The organism is Streptomyces davaonensis JCM 4913 (assembly GCF_000349325.1).
GTDB lineage: Bacteria > Actinomycetota > Actinomycetes > Streptomycetales > Streptomycetaceae > Streptomyces > Streptomyces davaonensis.
Map to the genome: position 1 here is coordinate 8,734,406 of NC_020504.1, position 19,235 is coordinate 8,753,640.

12 protein-coding genes and 1 pseudogene are annotated in these 19,235 nt (G+C 69.0%); 3 read left to right on the forward strand and 10 right to left on the reverse strand.

Features of this window, described 5'->3' with window-relative positions; translation table 11 throughout:
- Positions 1-149 precede the first annotated feature (149 nt).
- From BN159_RS38630 to BN159_RS44445, 5 genes are all read right to left on the reverse strand, one after another.
- On the reverse strand, positions 150-1,424 hold the full coding sequence (locus BN159_RS38630) for a TIGR02679 family protein (protein WP_015662500.1): 1,275 nt from the start codon (positions 1,422-1,424) through the stop codon (positions 150-152).
- Entirely contained in the window at positions 1,421-5,740 is a 4,320-nt protein-coding gene (locus tag BN159_RS38635; RefSeq protein ID WP_015662501.1) for a TIGR02680 family protein, read from the reverse strand. Before BN159_RS38635 ends, BN159_RS38630 begins: the two co-directional genes overlap by 4 nt.
- Positions 5,737-7,155, reverse strand: a complete 1,419-nt coding sequence (locus BN159_RS38640) for a DUF2398 family protein (protein WP_015662502.1) — start codon at positions 7,153-7,155, stop codon at positions 5,737-5,739. Before BN159_RS38640 ends, BN159_RS38635 begins: the two co-directional genes overlap by 4 nt.
- Entirely contained in the window at positions 7,155-8,666 is a 1,512-nt protein-coding gene (locus BN159_RS38645) for a TIGR02677 family protein (RefSeq protein WP_231905673.1), read from the reverse strand. The genes BN159_RS38640 and BN159_RS38645 overlap by 1 nt, the downstream gene beginning before the upstream one ends.
- 533 nt (positions 8,667-9,199) lie before the next feature.
- Positions 9,200-9,457 (reverse strand): helix-turn-helix domain-containing protein, encoded by a 258-nt coding sequence (locus BN159_RS44445; protein ID WP_015662504.1) that lies wholly within the window; start codon positions 9,455-9,457, stop codon positions 9,200-9,202.
- A 603-nt stretch (positions 9,458-10,060) separates the two neighbouring features.
- Here BN159_RS44445 and BN159_RS38650 point away from each other — a divergent pair.
- Positions 10,061-11,560: an FUSC family protein gene (locus tag BN159_RS38650; protein WP_015662505.1), complete on the forward strand. Its 1,500-nt coding sequence runs from the start codon at positions 10,061-10,063 to the stop codon at positions 11,558-11,560.
- Between the two features lie 57 nt (positions 11,561-11,617).
- Here the strand turns inward: BN159_RS38650 and BN159_RS38655 are convergent, their stop codons facing one another.
- Positions 11,618-12,778, reverse strand: coding sequence for a tyrosine-type recombinase/integrase (locus tag BN159_RS38655; protein ID WP_015662506.1), 1,161 nt, complete (start codon positions 12,776-12,778; stop codon positions 11,618-11,620).
- A 497-nt stretch (positions 12,779-13,275) separates the two neighbouring features.
- On the opposite strand from BN159_RS38655, the pseudogene BN159_RS38660 reads away from it, so the two are divergent.
- Together BN159_RS38660 and BN159_RS38665 are read left to right on the forward strand one after the other, a co-directional pair.
- A pseudogene (locus tag BN159_RS38660) lies at positions 13,276-13,926 on the forward strand (FUSC family protein); the annotation flags it as partial.
- Between the two features lie 94 nt (positions 13,927-14,020).
- Positions 14,021-15,046: a lactonase family protein gene (locus BN159_RS38665; protein WP_041820451.1), complete on the forward strand. Its 1,026-nt coding sequence runs from the start codon at positions 14,021-14,023 to the stop codon at positions 15,044-15,046.
- Between the two features lie 150 nt (positions 15,047-15,196).
- On the opposite strand, the gene BN159_RS38670 is transcribed toward BN159_RS38665, so the two are convergent.
- From BN159_RS38670 to BN159_RS38685, 4 genes are all read right to left on the reverse strand, one after another.
- Positions 15,197-16,117 carry a sirohydrochlorin chelatase gene (locus tag BN159_RS38670; protein WP_086016491.1) on the reverse strand — a complete coding sequence of 307 codons (921 nt, stop codon included), beginning with the start codon at positions 16,115-16,117 and terminating at the stop codon, positions 15,197-15,199.
- A gap of 118 nt (positions 16,118-16,235) precedes the next feature.
- Positions 16,236-17,213: an N-acetylglucosamine kinase gene (locus BN159_RS38675; protein WP_015662510.1), complete on the reverse strand. Its 978-nt coding sequence runs from the start codon at positions 17,211-17,213 to the stop codon at positions 16,236-16,238.
- Complete coding sequence (locus tag BN159_RS38680; protein ID WP_015662511.1) at positions 17,210-17,887, reverse strand: uracil-DNA glycosylase; 678 nt, start codon at positions 17,885-17,887, stop codon at positions 17,210-17,212. The genes BN159_RS38675 and BN159_RS38680 overlap by 4 nt, the downstream gene beginning before the upstream one ends.
- A gap of 72 nt (positions 17,888-17,959) precedes the next feature.
- Positions 17,960-19,045 carry a WD40/YVTN/BNR-like repeat-containing protein gene (locus BN159_RS38685; protein ID WP_051113704.1) on the reverse strand — a complete coding sequence of 362 codons (1,086 nt, stop codon included), beginning with the start codon at positions 19,043-19,045 and terminating at the stop codon, positions 17,960-17,962.
- Between the last annotated feature and the right edge of the window lie 190 nt (positions 19,046-19,235).

Consider the following 19,235-nt stretch of genomic DNA (forward strand, 5'->3'; position numbering starts at 1 on the left):
ACCTGCGCCGCCCGTTGACGCTCCCATAAGAGCACCTGTGTCCTGTGCGCATGGCTCTGGCGGGCGATGCTGACTTGGTCTGTCTCGGAATGGCGTCGGCGGGTCGCTTCCCGCCCTGCGTGCCGTCAGGCTGTTCATGAGGGCGCCGCTTATCCATCGCCCCCTGCTCTGGCAGGGCCCTTCCAATCATCCAGGAGGACGTCAGCGACGGCCTCTTCGTAGACGGCGCGGTTCTCCCGCTTCATGGCCTCAGCAAGCCCTGGCTCCCAGAGGGTGCCCTGTGCCTTGCCGCTCAGGGGGACGTGATCGCTGTCGGCGCGAACCGCGCTGAGATAGTCCGCCGCGGTCATCCGCCAGGGTTCCGCCTGGTAGCGGGCGCGGAGCTGGTTGGTCATGTCGATGCCGGGCCAGTCGAAGTCCCCGTGATAGCGCAAGGTGCCGCCGGCTTCGACGATCAGCTGCGCGAGCCGGTGAAAGGCGGTCGAGGGACGACCTTCGGCACAGATCAGCGGCGGACTGCCGACACCGAGCTCACCGGCGGCGCGACGGAGCACAGCCGGGTTCTCGCAGACGTACACCGTTGGCAGGTTCACGGCGATCGGAAGGGTGATGAGCTGGTGGAGGGTGACGTGGAAGGGAGTGCCATAGCGGGCGGCGTCGGTGAGCCACTGGCCCAGGCCCTGGCCGGTCGCGGGGAGGTTGAGGACGAGGACACGGCTGGCGAGGTCGTCGACGATGACGTCGAAGGCGTCCCACAGCTCGCGCCGGGCCTCGGCTCCTGGTTCGAGTGGGATTCCACGTGCCATGGCCAGGGCTCGCAGGACCAGGGTCGGCAGCGAGCCGCGGCCGGAGTTGAGGGCTTTGGTGTCTCCTGTGGTGGCGTCGGCCAAGGCGGGCAGCATGATCGGTGGAGCGTCGCCGGGCCGGTTGTAGAGGTGTTCCAGGACGCGGACGGCCTGGCTGAAGAGGTGGGTGTCCTTCTTATTGATCAGTGCGGTGATCGTGCCGTCGGATGCGAGGCCGGCCAGCCACTGCCGGTACCAGGAGTGCTCGGCGTGCAGCCGGCTGGCCTCGCCCTCAAGGAGGATCGTCTGCCGGGCCTGATCGAGCGCGTTCCGCTCATCGGCGCGAAATCGCAGCTCGGGGCCGATCCGTTCCAGGAGGTCGCGGAGCGACATGCCGGTGACGTTGCAGACGCTCTGCTCCAACGCTGAGAGGGGGATGGTGATGCGGCGGACGTCGGCCGACCGGTACGTACCGGTAATGCCGATGATGGCGTTACGCTCGGCCGTGGTCGGGTTGGCCAGGCCGATGGAGCCCTTGATCTCGCCGCCGTGGCGCTCGAGCGAGCGCCGGGCAGCGGCCAGGAGCCGGCGGAACTCGGGGGCCCGATAGCGCTCGTATGCCTCTGCTGACCCGGTCATTCTGCTTCCTCGGCATCGTCGTTTGTCGGCTCGTCCTCAGGGATGTCCGCGAGCAGTCCTGCCTCTGCAGGAACGTGCCGACGGGGCGTGAAGCCGAGGAGTTCGGCAGCCAGATCGTCGGATCCGGGATACTCAAGGTCATCGAGGATCTGCTCGCCGTCCCAGACCAGCAACATGGCGGAGACGGTGTGAGACGCCTCGTCATGCTTCATGTCGTAGTGCGAGATCTGCGGCACGTCGGGGTAGGTGATCCACAGGTCGTAGCCCGTCATGAAGAGGTCGAGGTCGAACTTAGCCGTGAGGGCGAGCAAGTCGGGGCGGTACTTCTCGTCGATGCCGGCGAAAGCCTCGTCAAGGGCGATCAGCCGCGGGCACGTGGGGTACGCCGAGCTGTACTGGGCGTGGGCGGCTGCAAAGAGCGGCAGGTGGATGGAGGCGGACTTTTCGCCGCCGGACATCACGCTGTGCTTGGCCTTGGTGAGCAGTTCTCCCTTCTTCCGCTCCGCCTCGCTCATGCCTGGCCGGAACAGACGGAGCTCGAACTTGCGCCAGGCGCGGTAGTCCAGGACTTCCGCGATCACTTGCTGGTAGCTCCTCTTCTTGTCGGCAGCGGCCTTGGCGCGGATCTGGCTGCGCAGGTGGGAGCGGAGTTCGGCCAGTCCGGCCGGGCCGAGACCGGAGGCGTCCTTGTCGAGCAGTTTGTTGACGGCCTGCTGGGAGTCGGTGAGCGCGTCGGAGACGACCCAGTTGATGCCTACCGTCGTCCCGGAAGACATCGGCTTGGAGCGGGTGTCGGCGTCCATGCTCCTGACCAGATCGCGGGCGGCGACGGTGCGATCGTGGATCTGCTCGGCCAGCCCGGTCAGGAGTCCGTCCTCCAGGACAGTCCGTTCTTTGTCCTCCAGCAGCACGCTCTGATCAGCGAGCTGTTCGGCCAGGCGGCGGGCGAAGTCCGCCACGGGAGCTGGTCCTTCGCTGTCGGTGACCCGAGCCAGGATGATGTCACCCGCCGGCTCCCACTCGAAGAGATAGCCCTGATCGGACTCCAGCAGGGCTGCCTCCAGCGCGGTGATAGCAGTAGAGATTTTGGTCGTCACGGTCTTCAGGAGACTCGCGGTGATCGGCCGTCCTCGTGTTGCCTCGTCGAGCGCGTTGATCAAGGATGCGACGGACGCGGGGACGACGTTCTGGGCGGCCTCCATGCCCGTGAGGGAAGTGTCGGGCGAGGTCAGGCTGTCCATGAGGGCCTGGACTGCCTGCTCGGGGCTCGGCCACATGTCGTGCGGCAGCCAGACGGTCTCGGCGTTCGCTTCGAGGAGGCCGAGAAGGTCTGGCCGGGCATACGGCTCAAGCGTGAGCGTGGTGCGCACCTGCTCAGCCACGGCCGTGGCCAGTGCTGTACGGCCGAACTCCAGGGCATGGTCAGCCTTCAGAAGCCGGTCTCGCTGATCTTCCGCGTCCTTCTTCGCACGGCCGTACGTCTTCTGCGCTGCGGTGAGCTGCTCCTCCCCGTCCGCGATCTGCTGCAGAATCTCCTGCAGAGGGGCTTCGAGCGTCGCTTCCTGGGTGCGTAGACGTTCCTCCTGAACGGCGAACTCATCCTTGCGCGCCTGTAGCGCCTCAGCCTGTTCTGCGCAGGACTCTGTATGCGCTGCGATGATCTCCCTGCGGCCGGTGATGTCGCGCTCGGCGGCATCGGCCTGCTCACGGCAGGTGGAGAGCGCCTTCCCGGCGTCGGCGAAGTCGTCGATGGCCTGGGCGACGTTGTTCAGTTCCTCGCGGACGGTGGGCAGCCGTGCGGCCGTGGCAGCATGCCGAAGCTGCCGGTTCTTCTCATGGGCGCGCGCGATCGCCCCGTCGAGCCGCTTGCGGGTTTCGATGAGGCGGCGGCGGGCGCCGGCAACCTTCTCCGCCACCACGGCCACCTCGCCTACCGCATCGGTGATCGGCTGGGTGCGGGGGAGTTCATCCCTGGCGCAGTCGAAGTCGTCGAATGCTTCTTGCGCGTACCGCTGCTGCTCTTCGATGCCGGCGAGCTGAGCTTCCAGGGCGGCGATGGATTCGTCGAGCAGACGCAACCGTTCGCGCCGACGGGCGGCTCGCGCGGTGGCGCCGATGTACTCCGGCTGTTCCTTGGGATGCGCACCGACCTGGATGCCGAGGCAGAAGTGTGAGCCGGTCGTGACCATGGGAGCGCGCAGCGCGTCGTCTGTTGTAGAGATGTCCTCCGCCACGGCGATGGATGCCAGGACGGCCTGAACGGCCGCGGCGTCGACGAGCTGCTGATCTTCGACGACCAGTACGTCGGCCAGGGTGGATCCGGTGGGCCGCTGTGCAGGAGGCAGCGGGCGCAGATAGGCGTCGGCGACCTTGTCGTGCAGTGCCTGGTCGGTCAGCGCAGGGTCGGGGTGCAGCCAGGCGGTGAGAAGGCCGGCCGCGTACAGGGCGCCCTCCACAGCGGCTGCATGGGCGTCCGGAACGTGATCGGCGAACTGTACGAGCTGCCACAGCGGGGCGCCGGGCCGCTCATCGCGGCCGGCCGGACGCAGGTCACTGGGTGGGGGCGCGTCATCAGCCTCAGCGGCCACGGTGTCGCGCTCATCCTGTCTGCTGCTCAGAGCGTCCGCAGTGTCGCTGTGCTCCCGCTTCAAGGTCTCGACGCGGGTCAGGGCCCTGGTGCGGCGCTGGTCGGTGAGGGACCGAAACACCTCCGGCAGCGGCGTCGCTTCGGGTTCTCCCACCGCGTCGATGGCCGCGCGCAGTGCGTCACCGTCGGCGGCGGCCAGGACCGCGATGTCGTTGCCGCTGCTCCAGCGGCTGATGAATTCGTCCAGTTCCTGGCGGGCCGTGGTGCGGGCGATGGTGAGCGTCTCGGCTGCTGCGGCGGACTGCTGCTCGGCCTCGGTCAGCTCGCCGCTGGCCGCGTCGCAGTGGTCCTGCTCGCGATCCTGGTCTTTCGTGGCGTCCTCAAACGCGCTGAGGTGGGCGCGTACGTCCTCCAGTTCGCTGCGCCGCGCGGCTACGCGACCTGCTACGTCTGTGTCCAGTTCGGCACCAAGATCCAGCGTGGCGTCGTCGTGCAGGATGCCGCAGCGGCGTGCGGCGTCCATCAGGCTGTGGGTGTGCCGGGAGGCCGCTTTGCGTAGCTCATCGTGCCGCTGGACAGCGCGCTCAGCCTCCCCCTTGAGGGTGGCCAGGTTCTTCTGGGCCTGGTTGAGGTGGCGTTCGCTGTCGGCGATGCCCCGGCGTTCCGTGTGTACGCGGTCGCGCAGTTCATTGAGGTCGTCACGTTGCTTGATGGCGTCGTGGTTCTTGTACTCGGCCAGGCGGGCGCCGACTTCGTTGCACTGGCGTTCGGCGGTATCCCGCTCCTGTTGTGCGGAAGTCACCTGCCGCTCGGAGGTGCGGCGGTCCTCCGCGGCTTCCATGATCTTCTCGCACTGGGCGGCCGTGTCCTGGATGCGCCCGGTGACCTGGTCGACGCGGTCACGGGCATGGGCGCGCAGGTAACTGGTGTATTCACGCAGGAAGTTCCGGACCGCGGTATCCGCCCCCGTAAGGGCGTTGAGGAGCGCTTGGATCTCGGCGAGGTTCTCGAAGTCGCGGGCGGCCTGCAGGATGAGGTCATCGTCGACGGGGCGCAGGCCGGCGGTGAGGGTGTCGGACAGCTTGACCGGGTCAAGATCCTTGGCCAGCAGCGGGCGTCGCAGCTGGAGCAGAAGGTTGACCAGCTGGCTGTAGCGCTCGCGGCCCAGCCCGAACAGCCGTTCGTCGATCTCTTGCCGGTACGCCTCCGCCGTATCGAAGATGGCCTTCTTACCCAGCAGCTTCTCCAGGGCCTTCTCCCGCAGCGGGCGCGAGGCGGCGTCCAGCAGGCCGAAGTCGATGCCGACTCTGCCGTCGGTGACGAAGAAGAAGCGGGCCGGCGTGGACATCGCCTTGGTCACCCGCATGCCGATCCCCACGGTGACGGCTTCACTGACCTCCCCGTCGGGGTCGGTGCGGGCAAATTCCATCCACACATAGCCGTAGGCGGATTCTTGCCCCTTGTAGAGCAGGTTCGATTTCATGGTCCGCTCCTCGCCGCTGAACGGATCAAGACGCCTTGCGTCGAGGACACCGTCCAGCACGAGGGGGAACAGCACTTCGAGGGCCTTGGTCTTGCCGGAGCCGTTGTGCCCCCGCAGGACCAGTCGGCCATCGGCGAAGACGAACTCCTCGTCGGTGTAGTCCCAAAGACCGATCACTCCGGCGCGGGTGGGCTTGAAGCGAACCTCCGGCTCGTAAGCGGTGCGGGAGTGGGGGATGAGAGTCATCGAGAGGTGTCCTCAAGGGGGAAGTCGAGAGCGAACTGGCCGTGCTCGGGGCGCGGGAGGACGGCGGTGATGTTGCGGTAGCGGCCGGCCGCGGGCCGGACCAGGATCCCGCCGGGGACGATGTGGACCAGGCGCAGGTCGGCCAGGAGCGTGACTGCCTCTGCCAGCAGGCCGCCGGGGTCGGCCTGCCACTTGTTGGTGAAGGAGGAGGGGCCGAACTCTTCGTAGAGCTCGTTGATCATCTGCTCCAACGTGCCGTGTTCCACGAATGGCAGGCCCGTCTGCCCTTCATGCACCGGCACGTCCGGATCGGCCTCGTCCGCGTGCCAGCCAGCGTCCGCATGCGGGTCCTGCGTCAATGCTGCGAGCGTGCCGGCCTGCGGCAGGGCCATGTCGATGCGGCTCAGCAGGTCCGCTTGTTCCTCCCCTGGTCCGGCGGGCAGGAGGTACTGAAGACTGGCGGCCCGGTCCGGGTCTTCCCGCAAGTCCGCGATCTTCGCGAGCACCAGCCCGGCCGTGCGGTTGACTGCCCCGCCGCGGCCGGGGAATCGCTTGTCAGTGAAATGCCCTGTGGTGTCGACGAGCATGATCCCCTCGGCGCGGCGCTCGACCGGCAATCCGGTCAGCCGTGCGATGTCCTCCGCCAGGGTGGGCTGGCGCAGCGCTATCGCCGTCTCCGCGTCGGTGTCGCTGAAGTAGACCACCGGGTACTCGATCAGCAGTCGGCGAGCTCGCTGGGCAGCAAACCGCCGACGAGGGTCCCGTCCGGTGCCGGCGGTCGGGGTGTCCAGCAGGCCGGCAGCGCTGGCCAGGTGCTGCAGCGGCTTGTTCGGCCTGAAAAGCGCCGCGCAGGTGTCGTGGTCGATGTCGAACAGCGCATCGCCGCGGTCGTGGTCACGGGCCCAGTCCTCCATAGATCCATCGGAGATCCGCAGCGCACCCCGGTCGACGAGCCAGTCCATCACATCCACGACTGCGTCCTTGTGGCCCGGCGCGGTCGCATCGAAGCCCAGGTGCTCGATCGCGTTGGCGGACGGTGTGAGCAGCTTGACGAGATCGGCGAGGTTGATCTCGATGCGTGACCGGTGCAAGCAGGCCAGGATCAGGCACAGGTAGGCCAGACGCCGCCGGTCGAACGGCCTCTTGCTCTTCACCGTGAGGAACGCCTGGCTGGCATCGAACGCGTCCAGCCGCCGCAGCAGCCGTGCGTGACGGGCGCTGGTCTGCAAGGAGTAGCCGAACAAGTCACGGAAGTCCTTGGCCAGTTCGTCTGACCACTGCAGCACCAGAGCGAGCGCCTTGGCTCGGGGGTAGCTCTCGGTGACGACGCCGTGCAACAGCATGAGCCGGGCAGCTTGCTGGTACGAGCCGAGGTCCGCAGGCTCCACGGAGGCGGCTACGCGATGGGCGGGCATCAGGGCTTCTCCGTTCGGCGTCGGCGCATCGCACCATGGGGCTTGATCTCCAGGGCGAAGCCGGGCAGGTGCAGCGTGCCGGTCTCGGTCCGTAGCTGGCTGCCGCGCTCGTTCGGGACCAGGCGCAGCGTCAGCACGTCGCTGCTGCCGGTGCCCGAACGCAGCCGGCCCGCGACGACCGTTCGTGCCTGGAGGGCACGGGTCAGCAGCTTGAGCACGGCTCGGGTCTCTGCCTCGCTCAGCACCCGGTCGTGGGGACCGTGGTCCAGGAGATCCGTGGCGGCCTCCCTGTCCATGGCCCGAGCCGCCAGCTGCTGCTCCCGCAGCCGGGCGTGCGCGCCACGACGCGTCCGGACCGGCTGCGGCCCGCCCGGTGCGGGCCGTTTGCCATGCCGGAACAGGCTGATGCTGATCTCCACACCGGGCGCATCCCACCATGTCGCCCGCGGCGAAATCTGGTCATCGTCGTCGTGAGCACCCGACAGATGCCGTACCGAACGCAGGTCGAAAGCGGCCGACACCAGCGCGTTCGCCGCCTGCTCATCCGGCGCAGCCGCCGCCCAGGCGGCGAGATGCCGCAGCTGGGTGGTCCGGCTCACCCCTCCTCGACGTGACTCCGTCACCTGCCGCAGCAGGGCAATGACCCCCGAGATGGCCGTGCGGGTAGCGCCTTGCAGCTGAGCGGCCTTGGTCTCCCCAGGGCCGTCGGCCAAGAACCACTGGCGCAGCCCCATCCAGCGCCGCCGCCAGTCCTCAAGTCGCGCGGCCGGCCGCATCATCGGCCGTTCATCCACCGCGGCGGCCCGCTCCAACAGGGTCTCCACCCCAGTGTCTTCCACCTCGTACACGGCCTCGGCCAGCCGGGGCGCGTAGCGTTCCAGTTCCGCTGTGAACTCACTCATGTGCGCCAGCAGCGCGTGCTTGTACCGCAGGAACGTCTCCGGGGAGATGTCCGTCGTACGCGCCACGTCGTTCAGGGTCAGATAGAAGCGTGCCGCTCGCTGGGTCATGTCCTCCAGCACGTTGTCGAGGCGGGCAAGCTTGCGATACACCTCGTCCTGGTCGCCCTCCCGGTTCGCGGTCGCCAGCGCCTTGAAGTCCGCCAGGATGTCGGCGAAGACCAGCCGCGACAGGTTCGCGTCCTGCACCCGGGAGCCGATGACCTCTTCCACCGCGCAGTAGACGCGGTAGCCGATCTCCGTGAACTGGTAGACCGACTGCCGGTTCCGGTACGCGGCCAGATTCCCGCACCGTGCCGCGTCCTCCACTCGGTAGAGGACCTGCTCATTGTCCGACGAGAGGTTGTCGAGCATGGCCCGCAGGTTCAAGTCCGCGGCGGACGGCACCTCGTCGTGCGCTACCGCGAGCTCGCTCAGCGCGTTCGCCACGTCGTCGGGGTGGACCTGCAGTTGGTGGACGGCCCGTAGCACGTTCATCGCCCGCAACACCCACAGATACGCCACATGGTCATCACGCTGCGTGAAATTGAACAGTCGCAGGCGGTCGCTCACAGTCAATGAGTCAAGATTGAACGACTCGGAGACTCCCGAGTCATCGCGTTCAAGCACCTATCCCGCCCCTCGTCTCGCCACACACCGTGCATACCCTCACAGACGGCTCTGACAATCGACCCGTGACCGGGGGAGAGAGGCCGATTCCCCCCCGCACTTTGAGTGCTTTCGGCAATGGACACCTGTCCAGGCATGCTCCGTGAAGACGGATCCTCGCTGGCTCTCGCGGGGCGCCACCCTCTCGCGGGCGCTGCGCAGCGACTGCCCCACTGCCTACTCCGTTCATGCCGCCTACGGCGAATCCGGCACCCAAGTGCATGTCCCAGCAGCAGTGTTCGCTCCGCAAGGCGGAGTCTCCGCGAATGCCAAGGTGGCCCGGCCGCTTGACGACGATCAAGCCCTGCCGGAGCCACGCCGTCGGCCGTCGGGCGCGGCTCCTCCACCCTGACGCAAGGTGCCGGCGGCGTCGACCCGTATAGTGTCTGGTCGTCGTGGTCGATGTCGGCCGTGGGCGTGGCTGACAGTCTCATGCCTCAGTGGATCTTCTGCTGCTCAAGCCACTTAAGGACCTCGGTCTTCTTGTACAGGACCTTTGCGTTTCGACCTTTACCGAGTTTGTAGCCCTTTAGTCCCAGTTTGGCTGCTTCTCGGTAGACCCAGCTTGCCGACATGTTCAGCATCACCGCGAGCTCATTGGTATCCATGAGGACGGGCTCCACTTGGCGGGCCCTTCGAGGAGGGTTGGGCGCAGGCTGGATGCCATCGGGAGGGGGGTTCACGGCGTCGAGCATCGGAGTCCTTTGGGCGGGCATCGGTCAACACATCTTCCGCAGGCGCTACTGCCACGTCTCGCACACGGACGACACCTATGCTCCGGAGGATCCCCGGTTTCCATAACCGGGGATTCGCTGCTATATACGGTCGGTTCCGCCACCAGGTTTGGCGTCCATGGCGGTCGGATCACGGCCGCTGGACAGACGTGCTCGCTGTGAGCCGGAATCGGTTACATCTCCCACAATCGTCGGGGAGGTGGCCAGGTGAGATCGCCGTGGGGTGTAGGCGCGTGGCGATCGACTGCCAGAGCCCGGTGGAGTAGGCCACATACGGCCCAGGGTCTGGGGCGTGTCTGATCCGTTGGACTCCCACCAGCCGACATTGAGGCTGACCAGCTGTGCCATTGGCACAGTCAATGGCACGACAGTTGAGCCAATAGGCCCAGGGGTGTTTACCTTTGTCCTATCCATGTACTTGCGGCGCCGCGTAGCGCCGGACGGCGACGAGGCCGGATCCGGACCGCGGTGCCTTCGTTGTGTCCGCTTGCTGTCCACCACCCCGGACTGCTGCGGGTGCGGCGAGTACCACTGCAAGGGGGGCGGCCGACCGCCGTGAAGAGAATGTTCGTGGCTCCGGACCCGGGGCGCCTGCGACTGCGGAACTCGACCCGTGCCGTCATCGGTGTCGCCCTAGCCGTCGCCGTATCCGAGCTGTGCGGGCTTTCGCTCACCGCGTCGATCATCGGGGGGCTCGCGGCACTGCTCGCCCTCTTCACCGTCACCGACGCGACCGTCCGTGACCAGCGGATCACCACCGCCCTGCTGCCCACCGCCGGATTCCCGGTGCTGGCGCTCGCCACCACGTTGCATGGCATCACCCTGGCCCGCGATGCCGCGTTCCTGTCCGTCGTCTTCTGCGGGGTCTACGCTCGCCGCTGGGGCCCGCGCGGCCACGCGCTCGGGATCTTCGCGTTCATGAACTTCTTCATCACGCAGTTCCTGCACGCTGTCCCCGCCCAGCTGCCCGAGCTGTACGCCGCCGTGGGCCTGGCCCTCCTCGCGGCTGGCGCCGTGCGCTTCGTGCTCTGGCCCATCGAGCGCCGTACCCCGCCCACCACAGCCCCGCCGGCCCTGCCTGGCACCGGCCTGGCGCGGCCCACCACCCGGCAAGCCTTCCAGGCGACTGCTGCCTGCGCGCTCGCGCTGTTCGTCGGGCAGGTGCTTTCCGAAGACCGCTGGTACTGGGCCGTCGGCACCGCATGGTGGATTTTCGTCAACACGGTCTCCCGCGGCGAGACCCTGGTCCGCGGTTTCCGCCGTGTCCTCGGCACGCTGATCGGTATAGCCGTCGGTCTGCTGGTCGCCATCCCGCTGAACGGCGCGCCCGCGCCGACGGCCGGACTGGTCGCCATCTGTGTCTTCGGGATCTTCTACACCGCCGCCGTTTCGTATTCCTGGATGATGCTGGCGGTAACCGTCATGGCCGGCCTGCTCTACGGTCTGCTGGGCGTGCTGGACCCCAGCCTGCTCGTGCTCCGGCTCGCAGAGACAGGTGTGGGCGCGGTGTGTGCTGCGCTGGCCGTGGTTCTCGTGCTGCCGGTCACCACGCATGCCACGAACGATGCCTGGATCCAGCGGGCACTGCACTGCGTGCACGCGGCCACGGCCGAGGCGGCGGCTCGCCTCGCCGGTGACGCCGAGGCCGACCCGGCCCCGCACGCCGCCGAGTTGGAGCTGCTGCTCGGCCGGGTACGGATGTCAGTCGCCCCGCTGGTGCACCCGTTGAGCCCGTTCCGTGCTCGGAAGGCGCGCGCTCGTCACGTCATCGAGCTGCTCGACGACTGCGCCCGCGAGGTGCGGGGCCTGGTCTCCGTTGCCGCCGATCCGACCGCGTCGCATGACGCCCGTCTGGCTGCTGCCTGCTGGCGGGTCGAGGCCGCCGTAGAGGCTCTCACCGTCGGCGAGATGCGGAGCAGTGAAGTGACGGCGGCCACCCACGAGACGCCCCATCAGTCGGAAACCGAGTCAGCCCTCGTCCATCTGAGCGGCCTGGAGAGGGCCCTGTCGGAACTGGCGATGCCGCTTGGGGTCGCTCCGCGCTCTCCATTGGTCGGTTCCTGAACCGCGGGGAAAGTGTTCCACTCGACTCAGGTGCGACGCTCTTTGACGGGCAGGCACTCAAAGTCGCTCGTTGAGGATCTTGGCTGCTCTCGTGATGGAGCCCGGCACGAGATGCCGGTAGATCCGGTAGGTGACCTCGATTGATTTGTGCCCCATCCACTCGGCGACATCAGTGATGGGGATGCCGTGGGTAAGGCAGTTCGATGCGAAGTAGTGGCGGAGGGAATACATTGTGTACTTGACCTCTACGCCCGCCCGTTCGAGACACCTGTCCCATCGCCACCGCAGGGTCTGTTTCCCGTAGAAGTAATGCTGCATGTGCTGGTTGCCGGATCCATTTCCCTTGACGAGAAGGTATCCGTTCTTGTCGGTACCATACGTATCAGTAAAATATGAGAAGAAGTCGTGGGTCTTTCTGGGAAGTGGTACTTCGCGGAATTCTCCGCGCTTGCGGTGCTTCAGTGGTGCGGGCTGGACCTTATTGCTGTGGATCTGCTCGTTGATCCGATAGACATCGTCAGCCACAATTGACCTCATGTTTGCGGCATGAGCTTCTCCGTTTCGATGGCCGCACCCGGACATGAGCTCAATGACAAGACGGAGGTCGTCCTCGGCTGCGTCGCGGATGGCATTGAGCTCTTCGAAGGTCGGAATGATCACCTCATTTGGCACATAGTTGGGACGGGCGATGTCAAGGAAGGGGTCCGATGCGATTGCCCCGCGATGACGTGCCGCGTCGACGACGAGTTTCAGGACAAGGAATGCGTTCTTCTGGCTGGCCAAGCCAACCTTGTTCAGCTCCATTCCGTTGAGCCAGTCCTCGATCACCCCGGGTGTGAATGTGCCGACGCGGCGACTCCCGACGTGCGGATTGATATGGGCCTTGAGGCCGAGCTCGTACTGTTCGATGGTGTTGGACTCCAGGCCGCGCTTCCGATTCGAGATGTACCGGGCCGCGAAGTCCTCGAACCGCATCTCGGCTATCTCCTGGGCTTCTGTGTTCCCAGTCTTGAGCGGCCCCTTCTTTGCCTGGTAGATCTCGTTGAGCCGAGCCTTCGCCTTGTCCTGAGTGGCGTAGCCAGCCTCTTCGCGCTGTCGACCTGTGGCATCCCGGTACCTGATCTTGTAGGGGTGAGGGCACTTGGACCATCGGCTCTCGGGATGTTCGCATTCCTTGAAGAAGGTGCCCATGCCGCGGGTGAGGGTTTTGGTGGCCACTGCTTGGTTCCTCCAGGGTTGGGGCGATCTGATTTGAGAGGCTGAGCTGAATCGGGCGGGTGCAGAAGGGCAGTCAGGTCTGGTTCGGGCGTTCCATTGGCGAAGAAGGCCGTTGTGGACATTGGTCATGGTCCGGAGAATCCCCGATTTCCGTAACCGGGGATCGCGTGCTATGCGTGACCGATGGCTTGCGCACAGACCTGTTGCGCGTCGGCTGCTGCCCACACGAGCTGTCGGATCAGGCGAGGAAGCGTGGGGCCTAGGAGCTGGTTGTCGGAGGGTGTGCCACCGCAGGGAAGGCGAACCGTCAGCGGCGGGGATGGACTCGTCGAGGCGTGACATGGCTTCGCTGCATCACGGATGGCTCACCAGCCTTCACGCGCGATCGGGGTGGCGACGACTCCCGCCATCGGAGCGCGACATGCTGATGCTGACTCTTTGCTGACCCCCTCTCCGTCGGCAGCCTCCTGACCTGCGAGAACCGCTGCACCAAAGCATTCATGATGCTCTGCGTCACCCTCCTCGCCGAACTCCTCTACGGCCTGCTCGGCGTCCTCGATCCCGCGCTGCTGGCGCTGCGGCTCGCGGAGACCGGCGTCGGTGCGCTCGGCGCCGTCCTCGCCGTGCTGTTCGTCCTGCCCGTCACCACCCACGCCATCACCGACGCCTGGATCCAGCGCGCCCTGCGCTGCGTGCACGCCGCCACCGCCGAGGCCGCCGCCCGCCTCGCCGGCTCCACCACCGCCGACCCGGCCTCACGGGTGGCGGAACTGGAGCAGCTGCTCGGCCGGGTACGCCTCTCCGTCGCGCCGCTGGTCCACCCGCTCAACCCGATGCTCGGCCGCAAGCGCCGTGCCCGCCGGGTGCTCGCCCTGCTCGACGACTGCGCCCGCGAGATCCGCGGCCTGGTCGCGGTGGCCGCCGACCCGGTGGCCTCGCACGACGCCCGCCTGGCCGCGGCCTGCTGGCGGGTGGAGTCGGCGGTGGAGGCCCTCACCGGCGACGGCGCCGACGAGCCCGCGCGTCCCGCCACACCCCCGGCCGCGACGGAACCGGCCCTCGCCCACCTGCACGGCCTGGAACGGGCCCTGGCGGAGCTGGCGACCCCCCTGCGGACGCCGTCGGGATCGCCATTGGTCGGTGCGTGAGACGCCGCCGATGTGTCCGGGTGGCTTGGTCTAGACCGCGCATGATCGACTGCTACCGTCACCTCCGGACGGACCCGACCGAGAGGGGACAGTGGTGGCAGACGGTGGCAGGCGGGCTTACATCGGGTCGTTCACGGCGGCCGGCGGGCCGGGAATCGTCGTCGCGGCCGTGGACGCCGACAGCGGGGCGCTGACCGTCCTCTCCGGTGCGGACGACCTGTCCGACCCCGCCTATCTGGCCCTGGCGCCCGACGGCGGCACGCTCTACGCGGTCAGCGAGACGGCCCAGGGCGCGGTGGCCGCGTACCGCGTGACCGGGGACAAGCCCGAGCCGACCGGCCCGCCCACGCCCGTGGCCGGCAGCGGCCCCACCCACCTCGGCCTGTACGCGGGGCACGTCCTGACCGCGAACTACGGCTCCGGCAGCGTCAGCGCGGTACCCCTGCGCCCTGACGGCTCGCTCGCGCCCGCCCCCTGCGATGTCCTCCCGCACACCGGCTCGGGCCCGCACACGCCCCGCCAGCAGGGTCCGCACGCCCACCAGGTGCAGGCCGATCCCAGCGGCCGCTGGGCCGTCAGCGTGGATCTCGGCACCGACTCGGTCCGGGTCTGCACGCTGACCGACGGCCGCCTCGACGTGCACGGCGAGTACGCGCTGCGCCCCGGCTCAGGACCCCGCCACCTGGCCTTCCACCCCGACGGCGCCCACGCGTACGTGGTCAACGAACTGACGCCCACCGTCACCGTCTGCCGCTGGGACGCCGCCGACGGCTCCCTGAAGCCGCTGGCCGAGACCCCGGTCCTGCCGGGCGCCCCGGCGGGCGACGCGTACCCGTCCGGCATCGTCGTCGCGCCCGACGGCCGCTTCGTGTGGACCGCGACCCGCGGCGAGGACGTCCTGTCGGCGTTCGCCGTCGAGGGCGAAGGGCTCCGCCTGCTCGCCACCGTGCCCTGCCGCGGCCGCTGGCCGAGGGCCCTCACCGAGGCGGACGGCTTCCTCTACGCCGCCAACGAGCGCTCCGGAGACGTGGCCTGGTTCACCGTGGACCGGGCCTCGGGCCTGCCGCGCTACGGCGGCTCCATCGAGGTACCGGCAGCGTCCTGCGTGGTCATCGGCTGACCGCACGCCGAGGTACGACGAAGGGCCCGCTCCGGTCGTGGAGCGGGCCCTTTCCGTCGTGCCAGGGGCGTGCCGCGGATGCGCCGGAGCCGCGGCGTAGGCGCTGCCCGGGTGTCAGCCGACTGCCAGGTGTCAGCCGGCCGCCCGGTGTCAGCGGACCGGCGTGCCCTGCGCCTGCGGGGGTGCGATGCCCAGCGCGGTCGTGTACTTGGCCAGCGCCAGCTTGCCGATCGCCGGGTAGGCACCGAGCGCCTCGGCGGCGGAGCAGCCCGCCTCCTTGGCCGCGTCCTCGATCAGCGCCGGGTCGATCTCCGGCCCTATCAGGTACGGCGCCAGCGCGAGCTGCTGCGAACCGGAACCGCGCAGCTGCTCGGCGACGGAGGCGATCGAGCCCTCCTGGTCCAGGGCCGCCGCCATCACCGGCACGGCGAGGCGCGCGGCGAGCAGCATGCCGGTGATCCCGGCCGCCTGCACGGCCTCCTCGCCACCCACGGAGGCCAGGATGATGCCGTCGGCGGCGGTCGCCACGGTGAACAGCCGGGCGCGGTCGGCGCGGGCCAGACCGGCCTCCGACAGCCGCACGTGCAGCCCCTCGGCGAGCAGCGGGTGCGGGCCGAGCGCGTCGGTCAGATCGGCGGCGATCCGGCTCTCCATCACGGCCTGGCGGACCTGGCGCAGCAGCGCGCTGTCCGGACCGGCGAGCAGCGGCACCACGACGGCCACCGGGCCCTCGGGCGCCTTGACCTCCACGCCGGCGGCGATCGCCTGCTCGTAACGTGCGGTGCGCTCCTGAGCGGTGTGCGCGAGGACGGCCTGGAGGGTGGGGAACTCCGTGTCGTCCCCGTCGAGGTACCCGATCCGGGCGTCGAGGCCGGGCAGCTCGGAGCGGGCGATGCTCACGACCTCCTCGGCGAGGCTGCGCGTGGCGGCGCTCGGCGCACCCGGAACCGCGAGGACGAGCGCGGGCGCGCCTTCGGGCGCGGCCAGGGGCTCGGGTCGGCGGTGCCGTCCGGGCTGGCGGGGGCGCGGCATTCGTACTGGCAGGCCAGCGGGCCCAGTGGGGGAGCTCATGGCGCCGCATGTTACTGGTTTCCGGTGCTCCCCTGTTCGGGGAGGGTGCAGGTGAGCGGTATCCGTCCGGTTTTGTCTGATGAGTTACGCGCGTTGCGGAACCGGACGGCGTAGGCGATCAGTCCTCCTTGTCGGTCACCACGGAGAGCAACGCCCCATCACTCGGCAGAGTGAGCGCCCCCGACGCCAGCTCGGTCGCGATCCGCACCGCCCCCAACAACGGGTCCCCGGCGGCCGCCACCCGCCGTGCGTGCGGCAGCAGCGCCGACAACTCCTCTTCCAGGGGTACGATCAAGGCGTCCCCGATCTTGAACAGTCCGCCGGTGAGCGCGACTTGAGGCGCGCCCTCGGCCGGGCAGACGGCCGCCGCCGACTCGGCCATGGACCGGGCCGCGTCCCGCAGGATGCCGACGGCGACCGGGTCGCTTTCGGCGCAGGCAGCCACCTCGGGTGCGAAGGAGGCGAGGACGGCGGGCCGGTCCGGCCGTGGATAGAGCTGCCCCGGCAGTCCCGGCATCGGCCCGAACAACTCCTCGGCGCGCGACAGCAGAGCGGCCGATCCACCGGGCCGCCCGTCGTAGGCGCGCAACGCCGCCTCGAGGCCCGCCCGGCCGATCCACGCGCCCCCGCCGCAGTCACCGAGCAGATGGCCCCAGCCGTCCGCCCGACGCCAGCAGGTCAAGTCGGTGCCGACGGCGATCAGACCCGTACCGGCCGCGACGACGGCACCCGGCCGGGACCCGAGCGCCCCCGTGTAGGCGGTGACCGCGTCGGCGGCCAGCGCGACCCTGCGCACCCCGAACTCCCGCGCCAGCGCGCCCGGCAGCTCCGCGCGCAGGGCGTCCCCCAAGGTCGCGAGCCCCGCGGCCCCCACCGCGGCGGTGTCCACCCGTTCGAGTCCGGCCTCGGCGGTCAGCTCCCGCACCAGCGGCACCAGTTGATCCATCAGATGCCCGGCGTCGATGCCCCGCGCCCCCGTGCGCACCGGCACCCGGGACTCCCGCTGCCCCAGCACGCCCCGCTCGACGGTGCCGACGACCACCCGCAGCCCGGACCCCCCGGAGTCGACGGCGAGGAGTCCGCGGGCCGCGGTCACGGCAGACGCCAGTCCACCGGCTGACCGCCCTGTTGGATCAGCAGGTCGTTGGCCCTGCTGAACGGCCGCGAACCGAAGAAGCCGCGATCCGCCGACATGGGGGAGGGGTGAGCGGACTCCACCGACGGCAGCGGGCCGAGCAGCGGGCGCAGATTGCGGGCGTCGCGGCCCCACAGGATGGACACCAGCGGCTTGCCGCGCGCCGCGAGGGCCCGGATCGCCTGCTCGGTGACCTCCTCCCACCCCTTGCCGCGGTGCGCGGCGGGCTTGCGCGGGGCCGTGGTGAGCGCCCTGTTGAGCAGCAGCACGCCCTGCTGGGTCCAGGGCGTCAGATCGCCGTTGGACGGCTGCGGCAGCCCGAGGTCGGTGTGCAGCTCGCGGTAGATGTTGAGGAGACTGCCGGGCAGCGGACGCACCTCGGGCGCGACCGAGAACGACAGCCCCACCGCGTGTCCCGGTGTCGGATAGGGGTCCTGTCCGACGATCAGGACGCGCACCTCGTCGAAGGGCTGCTGGAAGGCCCGCAGCACATTCGGTCCGGCGGGGAGGTAGGTGCGCCCCGCGGCGATCTCCGCGCGCAGGAAGTCGCCCATCTCGGCGATGCGTCCGGCGACGGGTTCCAGGGCCTTCGCCCAGCCCGGTTCGACGATTTCATGCAAGGGTCGTGGTGCCACGGCGTCACCCTACTGCCGTACACACGGCGGAGATCAACCGGTGGCCAAGGCCGACCGATAACCCGGTGCGGCTCATCCGACCACCGCCGCGCGCACGCACAGCACGTCCGGCAGATGCGCGGCCAACTGCCGCCAGCTGTCGCCGTCGTCGGCGGAGGCGTACACCTCGCCGTTGCGGTTGCCGAAGTACACGCCCGCCGGGTCGGCGTCGTCGGTGCACAGGGCGTCGCGCAGCACCGTGCCGAAGTGGTCCCCCTGTGGCAGGCCCGCTGACAGCGGCTCCCAGGTCTTGCCCGCGTCCGCCGTGCGGTAGACCCGGCAGCGATGATCCGCGGGCACTCGGTCGGCATCGGCGTTGATCGGGAACACATACGCCGTGTCACCGCGGTGCGGATGGGCGGCCGCGGCGAATCCGAAGGTGGACGGCAGCCCCTCGCCGATGTCCGTCCAGGTCGTCGCCGCGTCGTCGCTGCGGTACACGCCCCAGTGGTTCTGGAGATACAGCCGGTCCGGGTTCACCGCGTCCCGCGTCACCTTGTGCACGCACTGCCCGAACTCCGGGTTCGGGTCGGGCAGGAACACCGCGGAGACACCGGAGTTGGCGGGCGCCCAGCTCGCGCCGCCGTCCGCGGTGCGGAAGACGCCCGCGGTGGACACGGCCACCGTCACCGAGCGCGGGTCCCGCTCGTCGGTGAGGATCGTGTGCAGGCCCTCTCCGCCGCCGCCCGGCACCCACTGGGAGCGGGTGGGGTGCTCCCACAGCGGGCGGACCAGCTCGAAGCTCTCGCCGCGGTCCTCCGAGCGGTACAGCGCCGCCGGTTCCGTGCCCGCGTACACCACGTCCGGCTCGGCCGCCGCCGGGTGCAGCTGCCACACCCGCTCCAGCGAGGCCTCTGTGTCCTTGGGGAACTTGACGGCAGGCTGCGCCGGTTCGGTCCAGGTGCGGCCCAGGTCGTCGGAGTGAAACACCGAAGGGCCCCAGTGCGCGCTGTCCCCGCCGGCCAGCAGCCGCGGACGCTCCCCCCGGGTGTCGATGGCGACCGAGTACACGGCCTGTGCGTTGAAGTAGGGGCTCTCGTCGAACTCCCAGGCGTCACCTCGCCTCCGGCCGATGAACAGGCCCTTGCGGGTTCCTACGGCGAGCAGTACCTCGGTCATGCCGAACACCTCCGCGACGTCTCTGTCCCAGACACCGGCCAGTCTGCACCCCACCACTGACAGTCACCTCTGGAAACGGCTTTGTCGCAGGTCAGGGCGGCGATGACAGCCCGATGGCCGAGACGGTGGGGCGGCCTCCGCGAGACGCTGCGAGGGCAGGGGGCCCACGTCACGGCCGGTGCCGTGAGCA

What these genes read in the sequence shown, in the direction of transcription:
- BN159_RS38630 (WP_015662500.1), bottom strand. Translation starts at nt 1,424, where the DNA reads ATGACCGGGTCAGCAGAGGCATACGAGCGCTATCGGGCCCCCGAGTTC.
- BN159_RS38635 (WP_015662501.1), bottom strand. Translation starts at nt 5,740, where the DNA reads ATGACTCTCATCCCCCACTCCCGCACCGCTTACGAGCCGGAGGTTCGC.
- BN159_RS38640 (WP_015662502.1), bottom strand. Translation starts at nt 7,155, where the DNA reads ATGCCCGCCCATCGCGTAGCCGCCTCCGTGGAGCCTGCGGACCTCGGC.
- BN159_RS44445 (WP_015662504.1), bottom strand. Translation starts at nt 9,457, where the DNA reads ATGCTCGACGCCGTGAACCCCCCTCCCGATGGCATCCAGCCTGCGCCC.
- BN159_RS38650 (WP_015662505.1), top strand. Translation starts at nt 10,061, where the DNA reads ATGTTCGTGGCTCCGGACCCGGGGCGCCTGCGACTGCGGAACTCGACC.
- BN159_RS38670 (WP_086016491.1), bottom strand. Translation starts at nt 16,117, where the DNA reads ATGAGCTCCCCCACTGGGCCCGCTGGCCTGCCAGTACGAATGCCGCGC.
- BN159_RS38685 (WP_051113704.1), bottom strand. Translation starts at nt 19,045, where the DNA reads ATGACCGAGGTACTGCTCGCCGTAGGAACCCGCAAGGGCCTGTTCATC.